This window comes from Nocardia sp. NPDC055050 (assembly GCF_053608345.1).
Genome location: NZ_JBSGVG010000038.1, coordinates 39,031 through 60,874, shown reverse-complemented (window position 1 = coordinate 60,874; position 21,844 = coordinate 39,031). Strand labels below are relative to the sequence as shown.

The window sequence follows — 21,844 nt, the reverse complement described above, 5'->3', positions numbered from 1 at the left end:
GTGACCAGCGGCGAAAGTTCGTCGCCGCAACCGGAGGACCCGGCCTCGAGCACGCCCGCGAAACCGGCGCGCGAGGATGTTGTCGACCTCGCGCGCCGGTGGTTCCTCGAGGGCCGCCGAATCGATATGCAACAGCTGGCCCGGACATCCGGGATCGGCCGCGCCACGCTGTATCGCTGGTGGGGAAGCCGGGAAGTCGTCATCGGTGAAGTGGTGTGGCGGATCATCGCGGAGGCGATCGGTCGCGTCGAGGCACGTGGCACGAGTGTGTCCGAGGATCCCGCCGGACGCTTCGTCCGCCACTTCGGCACCCTCGCGGATACGGTCCGCACCTTCGAACCGCTGACCCGATTCGTCGCCGACGACCCGGAATACGGCCTGCGCGTACTGACTTCCGGATACTCCGTCGTCCAGGGCCGAATGATCGACTGGGTCGCATCCCGACTGACCGACCTGCCCGATCTGGATCCGCGTATCGAAGTCCGCGATCTCGCCTACGCGATCGTGCGCGTCGGCGAAGCTTTCGTCTGGAGCGACATCATCACCGGCGACCCGCCACAGTCCGGCAAGGCCACCGCCATGGTCGAGCTGCTCGTGTCCGCCGCATCCGGCAAACGCTGAACCGAGGAGTCGAATTGTCCTACAAAACCATCATTTACAGCGTTGATGCGGCTGTCGCCACCATCACGCTGAACCGTCCCGAGGCGCGCAACGGCTTCACCACCGCGATGGCCGACGAACTCGGCGCTGCCTTCACCGAAGCCGACCGCGACGACGCCGTTCGCGCGGTGATCTTCGCCGCCGAGGGACGTGACTTCTGCGTCGGCATGGATCTCACAGCGGACGGATCCGAGGAGGACGTCACCGATCCCGACTGGGTCGAATGGTCCACCCGGGTCGTGCGCCCGATGACCGACCTGAACAAACCCGTCATCGTCGCCATGCAGGGCGCCGCCATCGGTGTCGGCCTCTCCATGACCCTCGCCGCCGACTTCCGCCTTGCCGCAACCGATTCTCGCTTCGGTTTCGTCTTCGCCCGCCGGGGCCTGTTCCCCGAGGGTGGTTCGCTCTGGTTCCTGCCGCGCATCGTCAGCCTGGCCAAAGCCAAGGAGTGGATGATCACCGGCCGCGTTTTCGGCGCCGACGAGGCCCTCGCCGCAGGCCTGGTCACCAGCCTGCACGCCCCCGAAGACCTCCTGCCCGCCGCTCGGGCCCTTGCCGCGGAACTGACAACCCAGGTCGCCCCCGTCTCCGTAGCCGCCATCCGTCGCGGGCTGGTCGCCATGTCCGGCGACAAGACCCCCGACGACGTCTTCGCACTCGACGCCCGCCTCATCTCCTACGCTTTCTCCAGTGCCGACCTCCGCGAAGGCATCATGTCCTTCCTCCAGAAGCGCCCACCTCGCTTCACCGGCACTGTGGCCACCGAACTCCCCCACCTCGACGATTGGCTGTCCTGAACTGGCGCAGCTGCTTCGGCAGGCTGTCCCGCCCGGCTGAGGACTGTCCCCGGCCGGGACAGCGGGCATTTTTGTTCGTAAAGTTCATGATTGTGTCACCGAACTCGAATACCGCGGCTGTGGCCGGGGCGCTGTCCTTACTGACTGTGAGACTCGATCGCCTCCTGCGCCTGCATCACACCGACCAGCCGATCTCGTTGGTCCAACGCTCAGCGCTCACCACCCTCGTCCGCGACGGCGCCATGTCCTCGGGCGCGCTCGCCGTCAAAGAAGGAGTGCGGCCGCCATCGATGACGCGCACGATCAACGCGTTGGCCGCGCTGGGACTGATCGAGCGCAGACCCCACCCGTCCGACGGCAGGCAGGTCGTCGTCGCGGCCTCGCGATCGGGCCGGTCACTGCTGACCGACAAAGTCTCGGCTCGTGATGCCTGGCTCGCCGGGCAGTTGAGCAAGCTCTCCGACGAGCAGGCCACCCTGCTGAGGCAGGCCGTGGTGATCATGAGCCACATCGGCGAGGCGGAACCCCTTCCTGAATGATCGTCTCGCCAGGGCGTGATGGACCGGTCGGCTCGCCTCGAGCTCACCGGCCACGGCGATGTCAGGCGGCCGTCGTGGCTGGATCCGCCTCAGATCCGGCGCATGAAGGCGAGCGTGTAGTAGACGTTGTCGATGTTGCGCTCGACCACGCTGACCAGTTGCCACCCCTGCGATTCGAGCATCTCGACACCGTTGAGCAGGTGCACGACAGGTTCGAAGATCGCGCGCTGATACGCGGCCGAACCGAACACAAAGCCGCCGGTCTGCGGTGAGCTCAGCACCAGGTTGCGACGCGGATAGGACCGCAGGTCCACCGCACCGTTCAACACGGCGATGACATCGAAAACAGGCCCGGGCGCAGGAGCATTCACGCCCTCATCGTCCTACACCCACCGGGCGCCCGGCACCTTTCGTACCACCACGACCGAACGCGGAGATCGTTCTCGCCGTGACCTATCCGCGCGAGGCAACGGTTTCGGCGGTCTTGTCGGTGCGGCGTCTGCCCGGCGCCCACACGGCGATGAGTACGGCCGCCCCGATGGTCAGGAATCCCAGCACGGTCGCGGACTCCTGCATGCCGTGGATGAACGCGGACTTCGCGAAATCGCCGAGCTGCTGCGCGGGCGGGCCCACGCGCTCCACCACCTCGAGCGCGGCCGCGAGCGAGTCACCGACCGGTTCACGCGCGGCCTCGGGGAGGCTGGGCAGGGCGGGGGCGATGCGCTCGCCGTAACCCGCCGCGAGCACGCTGCCCGCGATCGCGATGCCGATGGCGGCACCGATTTCACGGGCGGCATCGTTGACCGCCGCGGCTACACCGTGCTTCTGCACGGGGGTGCCGTCGACGATCGCCGCTGTCGCCGGCGCGGTGGACAATCCGATCCCCGCGCTCATCAGCAGCAACGGGCCGAGGAGGTCCCCATAGGAAGTGTGCGAATCTACTTGCGCGATCATGAGCATCGCGACCCCGATCGCCAGCAAACCGGCAGAGGCGGGGATTCGCAGGCCAACCCGTTCCGCCACCCTGGGCGCGATCACGGAGATCACCACCATCGGGATGCCCATGGGAGCGAGCGCGAGTGCCGACATCAGCGGACGGTAGCCCAGAATCAGCTGAAAGTACTGCACGACCAGCATGAACAGGCCGAAGGTGACCAGGAACTGCACCGTCACTATCGCGGTGCCGCTGCCGAAGCCCCGGTGCGCGAAGAGCCGGATATCGATCAACGGGTGCGCGACCCGTCGTTCGATAGCGACGAAAGCTGTTGCCACGGTCAGCCCTGCAGCGGTCGCGCCGATCACTATCGGATCGAGCCAGCCGCGTACGGGCACCTCGATCGCCGCGACCACGATCGCACCGATCGCCACGGCGCTGGTGACCGCACCGAGCGGGTCCATCGCGGACCTCGAGGTGTCCACCGACTCGGGCAGTGTGAAGGCTGCCACCGCGAGCATCGCGCCCGCGACCGCCATCCCGGCGAAGATCGAAGCCCAAGACCAATTTTCGATCAGAACGCCCGAACCGAGGATGCCGAGGATCGCGCCGACGCCCGCGACACCGGCCCACAATCCGACCGCGCTGCTCCGCCGTTCCTCCGGAAATCCGGCGGTCAGCAACGACAGCGTGGACGGCATCACCAGCGCCGCGCCGACTCCTGTCACGACCCGCGCGACGATCAGCCACGTCGGGCTGTCGAGCAACAAGGGAGCCGCTGAAGCGAACGAGAAGATGACGAGCCCCGTGACGAGAACGACGCGCCTGCCGTACCTGTCACCGATCGCACCCCCTGGCAGGACGAGGCAGGCCAGCGCCAGCGTGTAGCCGTCGACAATCCAGGTGAGTTCGGCCTGGCTCGCCCCGGTGTCGGCCGCGATCTCCGGCAACGCCGTATACAGCGCGGCCATCGACGAGGTGACGAGAACTACTGCGAGACAAGACAAGGTGAGCAGCCAATGCTGGGCCGCGGACAATCGGTCGCGTCCGGGGGGAACCATCGGGCCTCCGCTACTGTCAGTATCGCTTCGCTACTATGTGTAGCATAAGTATCTGACGGGAGGTAGACCGTGGGAAAGGTCCACCGGCAGAGGAATACTGGACGATATGAGCGGAACTGACGCCGCCGAGGTCGACCCACGCCGGGTGCGCTCACGCGCCCGGCTACTCGATGCGGCCTCCGCGCTCCTCCAGGACGGCGGCGTGGAAGCGGTCACCGTCGAGGGCGTGACCAGGTTGTCCAAGGTCGCCAGAACCACCCTGTACCGGCATTTCGACAACGCGATTCAGCTACGCGCCGCCACCATCGAACGGCTGCTGCCGTCGGCCCTGGAGACCCCGCCCGAAGGCCCGCTGCGCGAGCGCCTCATAGCCCTATTGGAACGCCAGGCCGAGGCGATTCGAGACACGCCACTGCAGGTGTCGACCTTGGCGTGGCTGGCGACCGGCTCGGACCACAACGCCGACAACGCGGCCGTCAGCTCGCTGCGCCAGCGCATCATCGACCACTATCGGGTGCCGTTCGACCAGGTGCTCGATACCCCCGAGGCCCACCGGCAACTGGGCGAATTCGACACGTACTTCGTACTGTCGCAATTGGTCGGGCCACTCGTTTTCGCGAAGCTCATCGGTCTACGCGCATCGACCCCGCAGGATTGCGCTCGGATCGTCGACGACTTCCTCGCGGCGCGCGCCGAGACTCCTCCGGCGTCCTGAATCCCGCCTGCGCGCCACCATCATTCGCACCACCGTCGACGCAGTCCACCCGGCTGTGCTGCCGATCGCCGGGACCGGCAGCACGACATCACAGATCCGATGTCAGCGAGTTGCCCTCGGAAATCGTGCCGCAACTCGATCCAGCGGCCTCGCCGGCGAAGCGCGCATCGATCCACGAGACAGCGCCGACACTCCACGCAGCCAAGGTCGGGATGTGGCTGAGCTCGTCGTATTGCCGGTATTCGATGAAGGGGTTGCCGTCCGCGCAGTACCGGCGGGCGAGGCTACGGACATCTCCGGCGACCATGACGCCGTCACCGGCGCCGACCGTCGGCTTGCTCCCGTCCGTACCTTCCATGACCCCGTTGGCACCCTGGGCGATGTAGAGCGGGATGGTCGGGGTCGGCGCGTTCGCGAGGTTGACCTTCTCGACCGCTTCCACCAGGGGCGCAACACTATTGGGGTCGGCGTACTCGGGCTTGACCATCTGCTGCCACGACAGGCCGGGATACTGGAACAGCACGTTGGCGATCGACGCGGACCGCAGTGCGGCGACGACCTGCGCGCCGTACGCACTCAGGTAGGGCGAGAAATCGAGGTCATAGGAGCGGGCGACACCGATGACCGCCATCGCGGCGACACCGGACCAGCCGACGCTGCCGCTGACATAGCGCAGGTTGTGCGCGGGATTGACCAGCAGACCGCCCTGGGTCGCGCCGACGAGCGCGGCGTTCACGTCGGGGGCGTAGTCCGGCGCCAGCGCCGCGGCCCAGTCGGTCGCGATCGCGCCGCCGGAATAGCCGACCAGACCGATCCGTGTCTGCGCCGTGAGCCCGGTGGCCTCCGAACGGACCGCCGCGCGGATCGAGTCGAGTGTGTTCATGCCGTACTCGGGCCCCGTCGCGAAATTCGCTTGCTGCCCTTCGGTATCGGCGATGATCACCGTGTAGCCGCGCGCGAGGAGGTCCGCGATCACCGCGGCCTCCGAGGTCAGCACCATACCGCCGAAGCTGACGTCACCGGCGATCGAGCGTGAGGGTCCGTGCTCCGGGTCGAGCGAGTCATAGAAGGACTGGTAAGCGACCGCCCGAGTCGGATCCACTCCACCGGGCGGGATCAGGATCGAGGTGACGTTGGCACTCGGCCGATACCGGGCATCGGTGGTCCGGTACAGCAATTGCACCGCGGTGATCGGCGTGGGGATGCCGACGAGGTGATAGGTCGTGGTCCGGCTGTCGAGGACAGCTCCGGGCGCGAGGCCGGCCAGCGGCGTGTCGTCGCGGTAGCTGTAGAACGGGTCCGATGCCGCAGAGACCGGTGGCGCGAACACTGTGGTCGAGGCGAACGCGACCGACAGCGCGGCGATCGCCGACATCATCGGGGCGACCGAGCGTGCATTCTTCAAGAATTTCCCCTGAAATCTGATACCGCCACCGGATGAAATCCAGCAGCCATTCGAACGAGGCCGAGTACGGGATAGACACGAATTCCCGACCACAACCGGACACGAGTATCCGGTTGCTGGAACGTATTGTTGACGAAATGGCCCCGCTCCGTCAAGTACTCGAGTTCTAGTCACACAGGGCGTGCAGCAACAGGCCCCGGCATTTGCCCGCCACCGATGCCCGTTCACATTCCGGCGTCTTGTTCAGCAGCGCACCCAGCATTCCCACGGCGAGGAAGATCTCCTCGGCGGTGACGCCCCGGCGCACACTGCCACGACGGCTGTCGTCGGCGAGTTTCTCGTCGAGCAAGGCGTACAGGCGGGCGATGATGCCCACCAGGCGCGGGTCGCTGCTGTCCGCGACACGGAACAGATCGAACAGCACAGCAACCTCGACGATTTGGTCGAAGATCTCCGCCAGCAGCTCGTCCAGCGTCGAGTCGACATTGGCGACCATCGACTCCAGCTGGCCGAGATTTTCCTCGAAGACCGCGAGGATGATCGCCTCTCGGTTCGGAAAGTGCCGGTACAGGCTGCCTTGACCGACGCCCGCCGTCCGCGCGATCAGGTTCAGCGGAACGTCCAGGCCGTGTTCGGCGAATGCGGCCTTCGCCGCGACGAGCAGGGCGAGACGATTCTCCGCGGCGGCAGCAGGTCCCCTGTTGGTACGGCGCGGCGAGCTCATCCGGCCAACGTTACCCATCGGCCGATCCCGTCCGGCACCGAACGGCGCCGGACGCCGCTGTCGATGGGCGCGCCCGAGCTCCGTCGACGCGCGCCCATCACCTGAAGAATTGTTGAATCAACAATTCGAAGAATTGAGCCGACGCCAGACAGCTTCCGGCACCACACTGTACGGAATTCATACGCGGCCCGGCGTTGACCTATTCGAATCTAGCAGCGAAACCCTGCCTTACCAAACGAATGTCAGACATTTGTCCGCCGTTCCAACCGCGAATGCGCGATTGGTACGCCCCCACAATCTCTACCCGCCTTCCATCGCGGACCGGGAAACATCCGGACACAACAGTCCGGTTGCGCTAAGGTGCACCTATGCCGGCTTCCGCTCCCTCCGACAGCACATCCGGGCGCCGCGCGCGGCCGACCCAGCGCGACCACCACCTGACCGTGCGGTGAAGACGGCGATCCCGCGCACGCAACGCCACGTCCGCGAGCCGATGCCCGCGTCCGCGGAGGACACGGCGCCGGCCTTCGAATGGCTCACGGCTTTCGCACTGCGGATGCGATCCGAGGCCGAGTCCGAGCCGATCCTGTCCGCCGTCGACTCCGCGATCCAGGAGACCTTCCCGCACTACCTCGCCGACGTCGAAGTCCATCGAGAAGTCCGGGCGGCCACCAGAGCCCACTGGTTGGGCTTCCTCGCGGTGATCGGGCGCACGCAGTTCGAGGCGCGGCCACCCGCCGAGGCAGTGAACGGCGCACGGACCGTGGCCCGCCGCGGCTACGGCGTGGACATGCTGCTCAAGACCTACCGCGCAGCGCAGCGGGGGTTGTGGCGATACATCACCCAGGTGCTGCACCAGCAGATCCCCGATCCCGAACTGCGCGGGGCTGTCCTGGTCATCTTCTGGGAGCACAGCACCCTGTGGCTCGATACCTGCCTCGACGGCATCGTCGCCGCCTACATGGACGAGCGTGAGCACCACACCCGCAATTCCGATGCCCAGCGCACAGAGATCGTGCAGGCCATCTTGCGCGGGGAACCGGCACCACCGGCCGATTCGCCCGACAAACTCGCACACTCGATGGACAACGTCCATGTCGCGCTTGTTCTCTGGACCGACCCCGAGGTGCCGGCGCGATACGCCACCGGTCTGCTGCGTGACTACGCGGCCCAGATCGCGCGCGCACTCGGGGCGCCCCCTCCGCTCCTGATCAGCAGCGGCGTCCACGGTTTGTGGGCCTGGATTGCGACGTCGCATCTCCCGGACATCGCCGCGGTGGCGCCGCCGCCGAGCGCACACCTTCACCTCGCGCTCGGCACCCCCCGCCCCGGTGTGGCGGGCTTTCGGCGAAGCCATCTGGAAGCCTGTGCCGCTCAGCGGATCGCGACCAGCGCACAGAATTCCGGCGCGGTCACCGCCTACCAGGACATCGACCTGGTCTGCCTGCTCACCGGCGACGGAGACATCGAGTCCGTGCGCGCGCTCATCGAACGCGAACTCGGGCAACTGGCCGATCGAAGCGAGCAAGGCGCCCGTCTCCGCGACACCGTGTTCGAATTCCTCTGTGCCGGAGGCAATATCGACGCGGCCGCGAGCCGGCTCGGCGTGCACGGCAATACCGTCCGGTACCGGCTCAAGCAGGCGGAGCGCCGGTTGGGTCATCCGATCGAGAGCCGACGGGTCCACCTCGAGCTGGCGCTGCGCTGCCTCGAAGTCTATGGCGAGCAACTACTTCCAGCACCGTAGCCTCGCGAACGACGGGCGGGCGGGTCGATACGACACCGCCCGCCCGTTCTCGTTCGCGTCCCTTGCTCAGATCACGACACCCACATCGGTGCGCACCAGGACATCCATCGCGCGTTCGGCGATCGCGGCGATGGTCATGGACGGGTTGCAGGCCGCGGTGTTGCCGGGCATGAGGGCGCCGTCGAGCACGTAGAGGCCGCGCTGACCGCGCACCCGACCGTCCAGATCGCACACGCTGTCCATGTTCGCGCCGCCGAGCGGGTGCCAGGTGGACGGGAAGACCGCGTTGGTGTCGAGCACCTGCGCGCCCGGTCCCGCGATCCGCCGCACGGCGGGGTCGATGTGGCCCACCTGGATAGCCTGGTCGCCGTCGGAGGGCCAGCGCAGTGTCGCGACATCCGAGCCCGTGTCGTAGACGAATTCGCCGCGGCTCTCGCTCACGCCGTAGCCGACCAGCATGGTGCTGCCCGCGTCCATCGACAGCGGCGGCAGCGACGCCTGGATCACCGTGAACGCCGAGTGCGGATCGTCCCAGTTCTTGCTGCCGTAGACGACCGGACCGCCCTGCGCGGTACCGAAACCCGCCGCCGGATCGCGCCAGACATAGATGCGGTCGGCATTGGTGCCCCAGCCCTTGCCCAGTTCGTCCGGCAGATCCGGGATCGCGCCCGTGGCGCCGGCCCGCACCAGCAGGCGGGTGGTGTTGAGGCTGCCCGCTGCGAGCACCAGGGTGCCCGTGGTGATGATCTTGTTCTCCTGAACAACGCCCGCGGTGTCGAGACGGTCGACCCGCACCACCCAGCGACCGTCGGGCGCCCGCTCGATGTCGGTGACCTCGTGCAGGGTCTGCACCTCCACCTTCCCGGTTGCCTCGGCGGCCGCGACATAGGTGACGTCGACGGTGTTCTTGCCGCCGTTGTTCACGCCCATCGCACCGTCGCCGTTGGTGTAGGACGGTTTCATCTCCCCACGCAATTCGGCCAGCGCGTAGTTCCAGTCGATCGGCATCGGGATCTTCGACAGCGGCATCCCTGCCCCGCGCACCCGATCGGCGAAGACCCGTGCGGCCGCGTAGGGCGCGCTGTCGACCAGCTCGTCCGGCGCGGTGGCGAGGCCGAGCATGCGCGCGACGCGGGGGTAGTACACCTGGTCCATCTGCTGCCAATTCAGCCCGGCCGGGAAGTGCGTTTCGAACACCTCGCGGGTCGGCTGGAGCGACATGCCCTGATACACCAGTGATCCGCCACCGAGACCGGCCGCGCACAGCGCCGTCATCCCGCTGCCCGAGACAGCTTCGACCAGTCCGGTGTAGGGCTCGAACAGCAGTGGCGTACCGAACAGCGTCGGACTGGAGCGATGCCAGAGCAACCGCTTGTCGGGCTGGGTGGCATGCGGGAAGGTCTCCGCGTTCGGCCCGGTGACCCAGCGCTTCCCGCGCTCGAGCATCAGCACCGGCACCCCGGCCTGGGCCAGTCGTAGCGCGGTGACGCCGCCGCCGAAGCCGGAGCCGATCACCACCACCCTGCGTTCCTCCCTGGTCAGCGGGACACCACCGGTGCGGGCGGCTGGCCCGTTCTCCGCGGCGGCGGCACGCGACGATGCGAGCAGCAAGCCCGCGGCGGCGGCGCCACTGAACAGGGAACGGCGGGTCATCGTAGACATAGCGGTACCTTCATCGTGTCGTTGTCCGGGCACGGGTCAGACCCCGCGCCGGTTCAGCAGGAGGGACATCAGCCCGATTTCCTGCCCCTGGGTGCGCACCATCTCGCGGGCCGAGCGGTCGACCTCGCCTCCGGTGAGCAGCGCATCGGCAGCGGCGGCCATCTCGACCCCACCGGCGTGATGGCGCCGCATCAGCCGCAGGAAAATGATCTCGGCCTGTGTTCCGCGCGCGACGGAAAGCTCGTCCAGTTCGGCGGCCGAGGCAGTCCCCGGCATCGTCCGGTCCGTCTCGGTGCCCGAATGCCGGTGTGACTGTTCGGCATCCGGCATCCACGCCATCCGGCGCGGATTGACAACCGGTGCGCCGGCCAAGCGGAGCCAACCGAGCAGCATGCCCAGTTCGGTGCGCTGGCTGTCGGCGATCTGCCGGGCCAGACCGACGACGAACGGATCAGCGTCGGCGTCGAGCCGCTGGGTGAGCACCAGTGCCTGGCCGTGATGGGCCACCATGTCCTGAACGAAACCGACCTCGGTTTCGCTCAGAACCGCCGGTGCGGTGGCGCCGGCGGGCAGCACGGGCCGCAGCGCCGCGCCCATCGCGAGCAGCAGCAGGGCGAGCGCACCGAACGCGGCGAAGCGGAATCCGCTGCGCCTGATCATGATCCGGTGGTCGAGTTCTGGTCGGACGGCGGGGTGTAGACCTGCGGCGAGAGTTCGAGCGCCAGAAATCCATTGTCGGCGCAGGTGGTCCAGAGCTGATTTCCGCGCCATTCCGGCGGCGAGAAGCACCAGTCGGTCGACAGGTCCCCGACGGCCGCGCCGGTCCGTTCGCTCAGCGCCTGCTCCGGATCGAATTCGCCCCGCAGGATCGCCTGCGCGACAGAGGGCGCCGACAGTAGCGGCAGACCGATGATCGAGGCCAGCGCGTGCGATGAGTTCGACAGCGCGAAATGTTCTCCGGTGCGGGCGGGCGGGTTGAAATAACCGATCTCGCTGACCTTTCCGGGATCACGCACGTCGAAGACGCGGATTCCCGACGAGGTCCAGCCGCAGGCCAATGCCGTGGGATCGACGGGCCGGTCGGCCGCGCAGTAGTGCGCGTCGTAGGAGAACAGCGACCCACCCCCAGCTGAAGCGAGCAGCGAGTCCTGATGTTCGGGCTGGTTGATCTCGAGCTTGATCGAGCCGGAGATCCGCGGATGCCGCTCGTCGGAGACATCGATGAGTTTCACCCCACCGGACCCGGCTTCGTCGACGGCGAACACATGGGGCACTCCCCCGTATGTCACCGGAACGGTGTGCTGTGTCGCCCAGCCGTCCGACCAGGTCAGGTCGGCGAGCTCGGGCACCTGCGGTGCGAGGTCACGCCGCTGGACCGCGCTGATGTCGAGGATCTTCATCCCGCCGAGGTTGTTCGCCAGGTAGAGGCGGTTGCCGTCCGGGGAGACGCCGACCCCGTGCATGGACAGCCCGGGCAGGCCCTGCCACACCACTCGCGGATTCGCCGGGTCGGTCAGGTCGACCGCGCTGAGCAGGCCGGGCGCTGTACCCGAGCTCCAATAGGTGCGACCGTCCGGAGAGAAACCGCCCTCATGAGCGGTGATCGGCAGCGGCAAGGACGGATCGGTCCCGGTGCCCTGGTTGAGCAGGCGCGGATGTGCGCAGTCGCTGATGTCGTACACCGACAGCAGACCCGCGCCGGTCAGGAAGGGCACGCCCGCGCCGACCAGCAGTTTGCGAGTCTTGTTGACCTTCAAACTCTCCCAGGTTCCCGCCAGCATCGCGGGCTCGGTCAGTGTGGCGGTGTGCACGGGTGCGGCCGGGTCGCGTACATCGATGACCTGCACGCCGGCGTCGGGGCCGAGTAGGTCACCGGGAAAGAATGTGCCGACGTAGGCGCAGTGGTCGAAGGTCACCGAGGTGATGCCACCGCCCCGGCCGCCCGCGGCACCGAGTAGCCGGATGTTGCACCGGAATCCGTCCCGAGAACGACCGCTGTCACGGTCGGCGGCGGGAACGTCACCCTGTAGCCCGGATTCAGGGGCCGAGCCGGGCAGGCAGTCGGCGCGGGTCGCGGGCGGCGCAGAATGCGCGGTCACCGCGCCCATCGACACCAGGAGCGCGGCGGCCAGTATCAGTCCGGCGCGCCGATGCGCACGGGCAGAAAAAGTGATCATGAGTGCTGTCGTCGCCCCGATCAGAGGCGCCTTTCTCGAGTAGTAACCGTGTTACTGGTCGCAGACGGTACCACTCGAGAAGCGCCGGGAAACGGAATCCGGCGAATCGGTTCAGCGCACCCGGTCGCGCCGCTCCCCCTCGACTTCACGCAGGAACGACTCGATGAGATCGACGACGTCCGCGTGGCCGGTGTCGACGTCGAAGGCTTCCTCCATCCGCAGGAAGCGGGAGATACTCGACATCAGCAACACCAGGGCGCCGGGCGTGTAGCCGGCCGCGCTCGCGCCGTAGCCGGCGAGGATCTCGGCCACGGCGTCGAGTTGAAGCGAGCGGAATCGGCGCGAGGAATCGGCGATCTCGGCCCGGATCGCCTTCCGGTGGTTTGCCAGCGCGACGAATTCCATGGTCAGTGCGGTGTGCGACTGGTCGTGAATGGAGTCCCACAGCGCCCAGAGCGGCTGGGCCGATTCCAGCGCCCGTAGCTGACGTTCGTAGCTACGATCGGCTCCTCGCCGGAACAGTTCGACGAACAAGTTGTCCATGTTGCCGAAGTAGTAGTAGACGAGCGCGGGATTCACCCCGGCCCTGGTACCGAGACGCCGGGAACTGACGGCGGCGTAGCCCTCCTCCAGCATGATGCGCTCGGCCGCGTCCAGCAGCGCGGAGCGGGATGTGGAGTTCTCGGCGTCAGAGCTGTGCTCGGGCTTCACATGGAGACCTGTCTGTCGTGCGACAGGCGCTGTGGTCTGTCGCGTGGATCGCGGTTCATGGTCAGACAGCGCCCAGCGGTGTTGGGGTTCACCAGTTTACGGCCGTGCGGGGCCGCGATCGCTGACAAGGCCGGTTCACGAATCGGACTCTTGACAGTGGTGAGCGCCGTCACGTATATCTTAATCACTCGCTCAAATTGAGCACTCGATTAATAAAGGAACGAGCCTTCTCGGCCATTCCTGCAGCCCACCGACGGCTGGTCCATCGCGACCCACCCCATCCCTGGAGGATGTGCCTCCCCCGCGCCGACCACGGCGCCATCCCGCACTGGGATCCGGCGACGGCCCACCTTGCCGACGAGCAGAGGAACACGGATATGAGCAACACAGCCACAACGGCCTCGGCGGCGGTAGGCGGCCGGTCACCAGCTCGGGTTGCGGTGGTCACCGGCGGCGCCTCCGGTATGGGCCTGTCGATCTGCGTGGCGTTCGCCGCTTCCGGACATCGGGTCGCGGTCCTCGATGTGGACGGCGCGGCCGCGCAGCGAGTCGCCGAACAGTTGCGCGCGACCGGCGCGACGGCGATGGCCTGCGCGGTCGATGTCACCGATCGCGACGCGGTCCGGGAGGCGATCGGCAAGGTCCGGGTCGAGTTCGGCGCGATCGAAATCCTCGTCACCAGTGCGGGTTCCGTCGATTTCGCGCCGTTCACCGACATCACGCCACAGGCGTGGAACCGCGTTGTCGACGTGAACCTGAACGGGGTGTTCCACTGCGCGCAAGCCGTTGTGCCGGACATGGTCGCGGCCGGATGGGGTCGTATCGTGACGATCTCGTCGTCGAGTGCGCAGCGCGGCTCGCCGGGCATGGTGCACTACACCGCGTCCAAAGGCGCTGTCCTTGCGATGACCAAGGCATTGGCGCGCGAGTACGCCGCCGCCGGTATCACGGTCAATACGATTCCGCCCTCGGGCATCGATACGCCCATGTCGCGCCAGTCGCAGGCGGCGGGCCATCTGCCCGCGAGCGCCGTGATGGCCGCGGCGATCCCGGTCGGGCACTTGGGAACCGGCGAGGACATCGCCGCCGCGTGCGTCTTCCTGTGCTCGGACCAAGCCGGCTACATCACCGGGCAGGTCCTCGGCGTGAACGGCGGGTCGGTGATATGAACCTGTCCGCCGCCGCTCGACTGGTGCCCCTGCCGGTCCGGGAGTGGGACGAGAAGACGCGCGCGATGTTGCGCGGACACGTGAAATCGGCCGATCGGTACCTCTCCGGAGCACCCGATGCCCCGGCGATGCCGGGCGTCCTGGGCGTGCTGGCCCATCACCCCGAACTGGCCGGTGCGTGGTTGGCCTACAACGGTCTGCTGATCGAGCGTCCCACCGTGGACCCGCGTGAGCGCGAACTGGTGATCCTGCGGGTCGCCTGGCGCAGCGAGTCGGATTACGAATGGGCACAGCATGTTCGGATCGCCACGTCGCTCGGCGTCGACTCGGAGCAGATCGAGGCGGTGCGCTACGGACCGCAGGCACCGGTGTGGTCGCCGGTGCAGCGCGCACTGCTGGCGATGACCGACCAACTGCTGGATCGACATCGCGTCGACGACGCCGTCTGGGCCCAGCTCGAACTCCATTTCGACAGTCGGCAGCTGATCGAGCTGCTGTTCGTCGCCGGCTCCTATCTGTGCCTGGCGATGGTGTTCAACAGCGTTGCCCTGCAACCGGACCCCGAACAGGAGGAACGATCATGAGCAAAGTCGTCCACGAACCGGCCGCGCCCCATCGATGGCCGAGACCGCCCGAAGGCACCTGGACTCAGCACTATCCCGAGCTCGGAACGTCGATGATGTCGTTCGAGGATTCGGTGTCGCCAGAATTCTTCGAACTCGAGCGCGAGGCCATTTTCAAGCGCGCCTGGCTCAATGTGGGTCGGGTAGAGCAAGTGCCGAAGACCGGGAGCTACTTCACCAAGGAACTCGATGTGGCGCGCGCGTCGATTGTCGTGGTGCGCGACCGCGACGGCGCCGTCAACGCGTTTCACAATGTGTGCCGCCATCGCGGAAACAAGCTGGTCTGGAACGAATTTCCCAAAGAAGAGACCTCGGGAACATGCCGCCAGTTCACCTGCAAGTATCACGGTTGGCGCTACGGCCTCGACGGGTCACTGAACTTCGTCCAGCAGGAGAACGAGTTCTTCGACCTCGACACAACGCAGCTCGGCCTGAGTCCGGTGCACTGCGACGTGTGGGCCGGCTTCATCTTCGTCAACCTCGACGCCACGCCCCGGCAGACACTGCGAGAATTCCTCGGCCCGATGATCACCGATCTGGATGGCTACCCATTCGACAAGATGACCGAATGGTACGAATTCAGCGCCGACAACCAGAGTAACTGGAAGTTGTTCGCCGACGCGTTCCAGGAGTACTACCACGTGCCCGGACTGCACTCGCAGCAGGTTCCCAGCGCGGTGCGCACCCCGGGCAAGGGTTTCGAGTGCGCGCATTTCCAGGTCGACGGCCCACACCGGATGGTCTCCACCGGCGGCGCGCGACGCTGGACGATGCCGCCGGAGTTCATGTATCCGATCGAACGGGTGACCCGTAGCGGCCTGGTCGGCCCGTGGGAGTCGCCCGAGCTGGGCGAGCTGCCCAAGGGCTTGAATCCCGGCCGGATCGAGCCGTGGGGTATCGACAACTTCCAGATCTTCCCCAATATCGAGATCCTCATCTACCGCGGCTGGTATCTGCTTTACCGCTATTGGCCGACCTCCTACCATTCCCACCGGTTCGAGGGAATGTTGTGCTTCCAGCCCGCGCGCACGGTCCGTGAACGGGTCGAGCACGAGGTCGCCTCGGTCGTGTTCAAGGAGTTCGCGCTCCAGGACGCGGGCATGCTCACCGGTACCCAGACCGCGCTGGAATCGGCGTATCGCACCGCCGGCCTGACCCACTTCCCGGTCAATGATCAGGAAATCCTGGTGCGCCACTTCCACAAGGCCGTCGCCGACTGGGTCGACGTCTACCGGCACGATCTCGCCGGGGCCGATGCGCGATGACATCGACCACGCTGCCGCCCGCCTTCGCCGACCTCGAACGGTTCGCCGTCGACTGGTGCCTGCAGACCGAAGCCGAGCGCTACGCCCGCCGCCTGGCCAGTCCCATGCAGGAATTGATCGACTTCTACGACGCGTGCTTCCCGCGCGTCGAGGACGCCCTCTCCTACTGCGACAAGTTCTCGCTCGAGGAATTGCCCGAGGACGCGATACACCTGCTGCACCTGGTGTATTCGCTGGTCATGGTCGCGATGGCCGTCGAGATCTTCCAACAACCCAAGCCCGTCGACAGCGCCGACGCCGAACTCGCGCGCGTCAGCGCTCCCTGGCCGTAGGACACGAAGGAACTTTCATCATGACGATTACCATCGAGAAACTCGGCCAGGCCGTCGGAGCCGAGGTCATCGGCGTTCGGCGCGCGCAATTGCTCAGCGACAGCAGCGTCGCCGCGACCGTGATGTCGGCCCTCGAGGAGAACGGAGTGCTGGTCTTCCGGGACCTGCATCTGGACCCCGAAACCCAGGTGGCGTTCTGCCGCACGCTCGGACAGGTGGACACCTCACCCGGGCACCATCCGGTGGAGGGCATCTATCGGGTCAGCCTCGACACCACCAAGAACTCGTCGGCGAGCTATCTGCGCGCGACCTTCGACTGGCATATCGACGGCTGCACGCCCGAAGACGACGCGTACCCGCAGATGGCGACCGTGCTCACCGCCAAGGCCGTCGCCGCCGTCGGCGGTGAGACCGAATTCGCCAGCACCTACAAGGCTTTCGACGACTTGACCACCGAGGAGCAGACGTCGCTGCGTTCCTTGCGCGTGGTGCATTCGCTCGAGGCGTCGCAGCGCGGGGTGAATGCGGACCCGACGCCCGAACAGCTGGTGGCGTGGCGCCGACGTCCGGTCAAGGAGCACCCGCTGATCTGGACCCACAAAACCGGACGGCGCTCGCTGGTTCTCGGCGCGTCGACCGATCACGTGGTCGGAATGCCCGCCGACGAGAGCCGGGCCCTGCTCGACGGACTGCTGAACCGCTGCACCGCACCCGACCGTGTCTACCGCCACACCTGGGCGGTCGGGGACACGGTGATCTGGGACAACCGCGGTGTCATCCATCGCGCCGCGCCCTACCCGTCGGGTTCCGCGCGAGAGATGTTGCGCACCACGGTGCTCGGTGAAGAACCGATCGAATAGTCCACCGATACCGCTTTTCAGGAGTACATCATGGCTCGTTGGCCCAAGCCCGCAGAGGGTAGCTGGACCCAGCACTACCCCGAACTCGGCACCGCGCCGATGTCCTACGAGGACTCGATCTCGCCGGAGTTCTTCGAACTCGAGCGCGACGCGATCTTCAAACGCGCCTGGCTCAATGTCGGTCGCATCGAACAGCTGCCACGCACCGGCAGCTATTTCACCAAGGAAATCCACGCCGCGCACTCCTCGATCATCCTGGTCCGCGATCGCGACGGCAGTGTCAACGCCTTCCACAACATCTGCCGGCATCGCGGAAACAAGCTGGTGTGGAACGAGTTTCCCCGCGAGGAGACCTCCGGCACCTGCCGCCAGTTCACCTGCAAATACCACGGCTGGCGCTACGGACTCGACGGCGCGCTGACCTTCGTGCAGCAGGAGAGCGAGTTCTTCGACCTGGACAAGGACAGCCTCGGGCTCGCGCGCGTGCACTGTGAGGTCTGGTCGGGATTCATCTTCATCAATCTCGCCGCGCAACCACGTCAGACACTGCGCGAATTCCTCGGCCCGATGGTGACCGGTCTCGAGGGATACCCGTTCGACGCGCTGACGGAACGGTATTCTTACAAGGCCGAGGTCGGCGCCAATTGGAAGCTCTACCTGGACGCGTTCCAGGAGTTCTACCACGCGCCGATTCTGCACGGAAAGCAGACGCCCGACAATTTCTCCGTGGCCGCCCAGCAGGCGGGATTCGAAGCACCGCACTACCAGCTCGACGGGCCGCACCGGCTGGTCAGCACCTCCGGGGTGGTGACCTGGGAACTCGACGCGTCGATGCGTAAACCGATGGAGGACATCACCCGCAGTGGCCTGTTCGGCCCCTGGGACGTGCCCGATCTCGGTGCGATGCCGGCCGGGCTCAACCCCGCGGGCTGTGACCCATGGGGGCTGGATTCGTTCCAGCTGTGGCCGAATTTCACGATTCTCATCTGGTCCGGCGGCTGGTATCTCACCTACCAGTACTGGCCGACCTCGCACAACACCCACATTTTCGAGGGCAACCTGTACTTCACGCCCGCCCGTACCCCCCGCGATCGCGTCGCCCGCGAAATGGCGGCGGTCACCTTCAAAGAATATGGGCTGCAGGATTCTTCGACGCTGGAAGCGACCCAGCTTATGCTCGAGTCGCGCGCGGTGACGACATTCCAGCTCAACGACCAGGAGATCCTGCTCCGGCACCTGCACAAGGTGGCCGCGGACTGGGTCGGCGACTATCAGCGCGAGCGTACGGAGGCCAAGCGGTGAGCGCGCAGCTACTGCCGATCGAATTCGGCGATCTCGAGCAGTTCGCCGAGAAATGGTGTCTGGCTGACGAAACCCAACGCTACGACCAGCGCTTGGGCTCCACGATGCCCGATATGCAGCGGTTCTACGACGCGATCGCCGCACGGGCCGAGGACGCGCTCACCTACTGCGACAAGTTCTCGATCGACGACATGCCCGAGGACGCCAAAAACCTGATGTACCTGCTGTATTCGATGATTCAGGTGTCGTTTCCCATCGAGGTGTGGCGACAGCCGCGCATCCCGGACACCGGGTCGGCGTCGTTGACCTGCGTGATCGAGCCCGCCCTGTGAGCGGCCGGTCCATCGTGTTGCGGGCCGCTGCCTGGGTCGAGGTCGAGACCGGGCAGCGGCACACGCCGGCGGTGATCGTCGTCGACGACAACCGGATCACCGCGATCAACCCGGTCGAGGTGCCCGCCGACGCGCAAGTCATCGATCTCGGTGCGCTCACGCTGCTGCCCGGATTGATGGACATGGAGGTCAACCTGCTCATCGGCGGGCCCGACAATCCCTCGGGATTGCCCAACCCGATGCACGGTGTGCAGGACGATCCGGTCTATCGGACACTGCGGGCCTCGGTGAACGCCCGCGTCACCCTGCACGCCGGATTCACCACCGTCCGCAACCTCGGCCTGATGGTGAAGACCGGCGGCTATCTACTGGATGTGGATCTGCACCGCGCGATCGAACAGGGCTGGCTGGAGGGCCCGCGCATCGTCGCGGCCGGGCACGCCATCACCCCGACCGGCGGTCACCTCGATCCGACGATGTTTCAGCGTCTGGCCCCGCACATCATGCCGATCACCGTGGAGGAGGGCCGCGCCAACGGCGTGCCGCAGGTCCGCGAATCCGTGCGCTACCAGATCAAATACGGCGCCGAGGTCATCAAGATCTCGGCATCGGGCGGGGTGATGTCGCACGGCACCGTCGCCGGAGCGCAGCAGTACTCCGACGAGGAATTGGCCGCGATCGTCGACGAAGCGCATCGGGCCGGGGTGCACGTGGCCGCGCACGCGCACGGCGACGCGGGCATCCGTGCCTGCCTGCGCGCTGGGGTCGACTGCATCGAGCACGGCTCCCTCGCCGAGGACGACACCATCGCGCTGATGGTCGAGCAGGGCACCTTCCTGGTGCCCACGAGCTACCTCTCCGAAGGGCTCGATGTCTCCAAAGCCGCACCCGCGCTCCAGAAGAAGGCCGCCGAGGTCTTCCCACGGGCGCGCGAGACCCTGCGCAAGGCCATCCGCGCCGGCGTCAAGATCGCCTGCGGCACCGACGCGCCCGCGGTTCCGCACGGCCACAACGCCAAAGAACTGTGGGCGCTGGTCGACCGCGGCATGACACCGGCACAGGCACTGCGCGCGGCGACGATCGTCAGCGCCGAACTGATCGGTGTCGACGACCGAGGACGGCTGGCACCCGGGCTGCTGGCCGACATCATCGCCGTACCCGGGGACCCCACCGCCGACATCACGACCATCGAGGACGTTCGGTTCGTGATGAAGGACGGCCGGGTCTACAAGAAGCCCTGATCAGCGAAAACCGTTCGACTGCAGTCCGAATACGCGCATCAGATCCGAGGTAGCAATGTCGCCACGTCAGCAGCTCTACATCGGCGGTCGCTGGGTCGACCCAGCCACCGACCAGACGGTCGAGGTGATCTCGCCGCACACCGAGCAGGTCATCGCCCGGGTCGCCGACCCGACGACCGCCGATGTCGATCGCGCGGTCGCGGCCGCGCGCGCGGCGTTCGACACCGGACCGTGGCCCCGCACGGATCCGCAGGAGCGCGTGGCGATCATCCGCGAGCTGGTGCGGTGCTACCGCGCCCGCGAAGACGAACTCGCGCAGCTGATCACCACCGAAATGGGTGCGCCGATCACCTTCTCGCGCTCGGCGCACGCCAAGTTGCCCGGCATCATGATGAGCGCTTTCGCCGACATCGCGGCCGCCTACCGATGGCGCGACACCAGAGCCGGGTTCCTCGGCCGTGACGTGGTCGTCGGCCACGAACCCGTCGGGGTCGTGGCCGCGATCATTCCCTGGAACATGCCGATGTTCCTAATGGTGGGCAAGCTGATTCCCGCACTGCTCGCCGGGTGCACGGTGGTGCTCAAGCCGTCGCCGGAGACGGCGTTGGACGCGCATCACATGGCCGAACTGCTCGATCAGGTCGGGTTGCCACCAGGGGTGGTCAGCATCCTGCCCGCCGGGCGCGAAGTCGGCCGGCACCTGGTCGCGCACCCGGGCGTGGACAAGGTCTCGTTCACCGGATCCACCGGGGCGGGTAGACAAGTCGCCGAGGTCTGCGGCGCGGCACTGCGCAAGGTCAGCCTCGAACTCGGCGGCAAATCAGCCGCAGTGGTGCTCGATGACGCCGATCCCTCTGCCGTGGCCACCGGCATGATGGTGGCCGGGCTGATGAACAGCGGCCAGGCCTGCGTCGCCCAGACCCGAGTCCTCGTCCCGCAGCATCGCCACGACGACTTCGTCGACGCGTTGGTGAGTGTTATCGAAAACCTCACCGTCGGTGACCCGTTCGATCCAACGACCCGAGTCGGCCCGATGGTCTCGCACCGTCAACAGCAGCGCGTTCGGGACTACATCGACCTGGGGCAGCGCGAAGGAGCCCGCCTACTCGTCGGCGGCAGCGACCTGCCCGAGGGCATCGAGCGTGGTTGGTACGTCCGGCCCACCTTGTTCGCCGACGTGGACAATTCCATGCGGATCGCACAGGAGGAGATCTTCGGTCCCGTCCTGAGCGTGATCGCCTACGCCGACGACGAACACGCGTTGCATCTCGCCAACGACAGCGAGTACGGGCTCTCGGGCTCGGTGTGGTCACCCGATATCGAACGCGCCACGGCGATCGCGTGCCGGGTGCGCGCGGGCACCGTCGGCATCAACGAGCCCTACAGCATGGATCCCGTGGCGCCTTTCGGCGGCGTCAAGAACAGCGGCATCGGCCGCGAGTTCGGCGCCGAGGGCCTCGAGGGCTACCTCGACACCGTGTCACTCTCGATGCGCCCCCCGGCGAATTCCGCACTGCCGCACGCGAATACCCTCTCCCCTCGAGCCATGGCCCCGCCGAGCGGGATCCGCAGCTCATGAGCGACC

The 21,844-nt window shown here is 66.8% G+C and carries 22 protein-coding genes; 14 read left to right on the top strand and 8 right to left on the bottom strand.

What is annotated here, in order from left to right:
* From ACWGCN_RS29075 to ACWGCN_RS29065, 3 genes are all read left to right on the top strand, one after another.
* The gene (locus ACWGCN_RS29075; protein WP_452460097.1) at positions 1 to 621 is read left to right on the top strand and encodes a QsdR family transcriptional regulator; all 621 of its coding nucleotides are present in this window, start codon (positions 1 to 3) and stop codon (positions 619 to 621) included.
* A gap of 14 nt (positions 622 to 635) precedes the next feature.
* Entirely contained in the window at positions 636 to 1,460 is an 825-nt protein-coding gene (locus tag ACWGCN_RS29070) for an enoyl-CoA hydratase-related protein (protein WP_378990152.1), read from the top strand.
* An 86-nt stretch (positions 1,461 to 1,546) separates the two neighbouring features.
* Positions 1,547 to 1,999, top strand: a complete 453-nt coding sequence (locus ACWGCN_RS29065; RefSeq protein ID WP_379318283.1) for a MarR family winged helix-turn-helix transcriptional regulator — start codon at positions 1,547 to 1,549, stop codon at positions 1,997 to 1,999.
* An 89-nt stretch (positions 2,000 to 2,088) separates the two neighbouring features.
* Here ACWGCN_RS29065 and ACWGCN_RS29060 read toward each other — a convergent pair whose 3' ends face one another.
* Complete coding sequence (locus tag ACWGCN_RS29060) at positions 2,089 to 2,370, bottom strand: hypothetical protein (protein WP_378990155.1); 282 nt, start codon at positions 2,368 to 2,370, stop codon at positions 2,089 to 2,091.
* 82 nt (positions 2,371 to 2,452) lie between these two features.
* Positions 2,453 to 3,994, bottom strand: a complete 1,542-nt coding sequence (locus tag ACWGCN_RS29055) for an MFS transporter (RefSeq protein WP_452460098.1) — start codon at positions 3,992 to 3,994, stop codon at positions 2,453 to 2,455.
* 106 nt (positions 3,995 to 4,100) lie between these two features.
* On the opposite strand from ACWGCN_RS29055, the gene ACWGCN_RS29050 reads away from it, so the two are divergent.
* Positions 4,101 to 4,709 (top strand): TetR/AcrR family transcriptional regulator, encoded by a 609-nt coding sequence (locus ACWGCN_RS29050; protein ID WP_387444764.1) that lies wholly within the window; start codon positions 4,101 to 4,103, stop codon positions 4,707 to 4,709.
* 88 nt (positions 4,710 to 4,797) lie between these two features.
* On the opposite strand, the gene ACWGCN_RS29045 is transcribed toward ACWGCN_RS29050, so the two are convergent.
* On the bottom strand, positions 4,798 to 6,114 hold the full coding sequence (locus ACWGCN_RS29045; protein ID WP_452460099.1) for a lipase family protein: 1,317 nt from the start codon (positions 6,112 to 6,114) through the stop codon (positions 4,798 to 4,800).
* Between the two features lie 166 nt (positions 6,115 to 6,280).
* On the bottom strand, positions 6,281 to 6,838 hold the full coding sequence (locus ACWGCN_RS29040) for a TetR/AcrR family transcriptional regulator (protein WP_378990161.1): 558 nt from the start codon (positions 6,836 to 6,838) through the stop codon (positions 6,281 to 6,283).
* A gap of 448 nt (positions 6,839 to 7,286) precedes the next feature.
* On the opposite strand from ACWGCN_RS29040, the gene ACWGCN_RS29035 reads away from it, so the two are divergent.
* A complete protein-coding gene (locus ACWGCN_RS29035; RefSeq protein WP_449961978.1) occupies positions 7,287 to 8,585 on the top strand; it encodes a PucR family transcriptional regulator in 1,299 nt (432 codons plus the stop codon).
* A 66-nt stretch (positions 8,586 to 8,651) separates the two neighbouring features.
* On the opposite strand, the gene ACWGCN_RS29030 is transcribed toward ACWGCN_RS29035, so the two are convergent.
* The 4 genes from ACWGCN_RS29030 to ACWGCN_RS29015 form a co-directional block, all read right to left on the bottom strand.
* The gene (locus ACWGCN_RS29030; protein ID WP_452459233.1) at positions 8,652 to 10,247 is read right to left on the bottom strand and encodes a GMC oxidoreductase; all 1,596 of its coding nucleotides are present in this window, start codon (positions 10,245 to 10,247) and stop codon (positions 8,652 to 8,654) included.
* A 36-nt stretch (positions 10,248 to 10,283) separates the two neighbouring features.
* Positions 10,284 to 10,907: a DUF305 domain-containing protein gene (locus tag ACWGCN_RS29025; RefSeq protein ID WP_387444755.1), complete on the bottom strand. Its 624-nt coding sequence runs from the start codon at positions 10,905 to 10,907 to the stop codon at positions 10,284 to 10,286.
* Positions 10,904 to 12,355, bottom strand: coding sequence for an LVIVD repeat-containing protein (locus tag ACWGCN_RS29020; protein ID WP_452459234.1), 1,452 nt, complete (start codon positions 12,353 to 12,355; stop codon positions 10,904 to 10,906). Before ACWGCN_RS29020 ends, ACWGCN_RS29025 begins: the two co-directional genes overlap by 4 nt.
* 180 nt (positions 12,356 to 12,535) lie before the next feature.
* Positions 12,536 to 13,135, bottom strand: a complete 600-nt coding sequence (locus tag ACWGCN_RS29015; RefSeq protein ID WP_378990165.1) for a TetR/AcrR family transcriptional regulator — start codon at positions 13,133 to 13,135, stop codon at positions 12,536 to 12,538.
* A gap of 377 nt (positions 13,136 to 13,512) precedes the next feature.
* Here ACWGCN_RS29015 and ACWGCN_RS29010 point away from each other — a divergent pair, with 377 nt between their 5' ends.
* From ACWGCN_RS29010 to ACWGCN_RS28970, 9 genes are read left to right on the top strand one after another with little or no spacing between them, the layout of a single operon-like run.
* On the top strand, positions 13,513 to 14,304 hold the full coding sequence (locus ACWGCN_RS29010) for an SDR family NAD(P)-dependent oxidoreductase (protein ID WP_452459232.1): 792 nt from the start codon (positions 13,513 to 13,515) through the stop codon (positions 14,302 to 14,304).
* On the top strand, positions 14,301 to 14,888 hold the full coding sequence (locus ACWGCN_RS29005) for a carboxymuconolactone decarboxylase family protein (RefSeq protein WP_378990167.1): 588 nt from the start codon (positions 14,301 to 14,303) through the stop codon (positions 14,886 to 14,888). The genes ACWGCN_RS29010 and ACWGCN_RS29005 overlap by 4 nt, the downstream gene beginning before the upstream one ends.
* On the top strand, positions 14,885 to 16,192 hold the full coding sequence (locus ACWGCN_RS29000) for an aromatic ring-hydroxylating oxygenase subunit alpha (protein ID WP_452459231.1): 1,308 nt from the start codon (positions 14,885 to 14,887) through the stop codon (positions 16,190 to 16,192). The genes ACWGCN_RS29005 and ACWGCN_RS29000 overlap by 4 nt, the downstream gene beginning before the upstream one ends.
* Positions 16,189 to 16,524, top strand: coding sequence for a hypothetical protein (locus ACWGCN_RS28995; protein ID WP_452459230.1), 336 nt, complete (start codon positions 16,189 to 16,191; stop codon positions 16,522 to 16,524). Before ACWGCN_RS29000 ends, ACWGCN_RS28995 begins: the two co-directional genes overlap by 4 nt.
* Positions 16,525 to 16,544: 20 nt before the next feature.
* Positions 16,545 to 17,384 (top strand): TauD/TfdA dioxygenase family protein, encoded by an 840-nt coding sequence (locus tag ACWGCN_RS28990; RefSeq protein WP_452459229.1) that lies wholly within the window; start codon positions 16,545 to 16,547, stop codon positions 17,382 to 17,384.
* 30 nt (positions 17,385 to 17,414) lie between these two features.
* Positions 17,415 to 18,686: an aromatic ring-hydroxylating oxygenase subunit alpha gene (locus ACWGCN_RS28985; protein ID WP_067445009.1), complete on the top strand. Its 1,272-nt coding sequence runs from the start codon at positions 17,415 to 17,417 to the stop codon at positions 18,684 to 18,686.
* The gene (locus ACWGCN_RS28980) at positions 18,683 to 19,018 is read left to right on the top strand and encodes a hypothetical protein (RefSeq protein WP_379317802.1); all 336 of its coding nucleotides are present in this window, start codon (positions 18,683 to 18,685) and stop codon (positions 19,016 to 19,018) included. Before ACWGCN_RS28985 ends, ACWGCN_RS28980 begins: the two co-directional genes overlap by 4 nt.
* On the top strand, positions 19,015 to 20,259 hold the full coding sequence (locus tag ACWGCN_RS28975) for a metal-dependent hydrolase family protein (RefSeq protein ID WP_387444742.1): 1,245 nt from the start codon (positions 19,015 to 19,017) through the stop codon (positions 20,257 to 20,259). The genes ACWGCN_RS28980 and ACWGCN_RS28975 overlap by 4 nt, the downstream gene beginning before the upstream one ends.
* A gap of 55 nt (positions 20,260 to 20,314) precedes the next feature.
* Complete coding sequence (locus tag ACWGCN_RS28970; protein WP_452459228.1) at positions 20,315 to 21,838, top strand: aldehyde dehydrogenase; 1,524 nt, start codon at positions 20,315 to 20,317, stop codon at positions 21,836 to 21,838.
* Positions 21,839 to 21,844 lie beyond the last annotated feature (6 nt).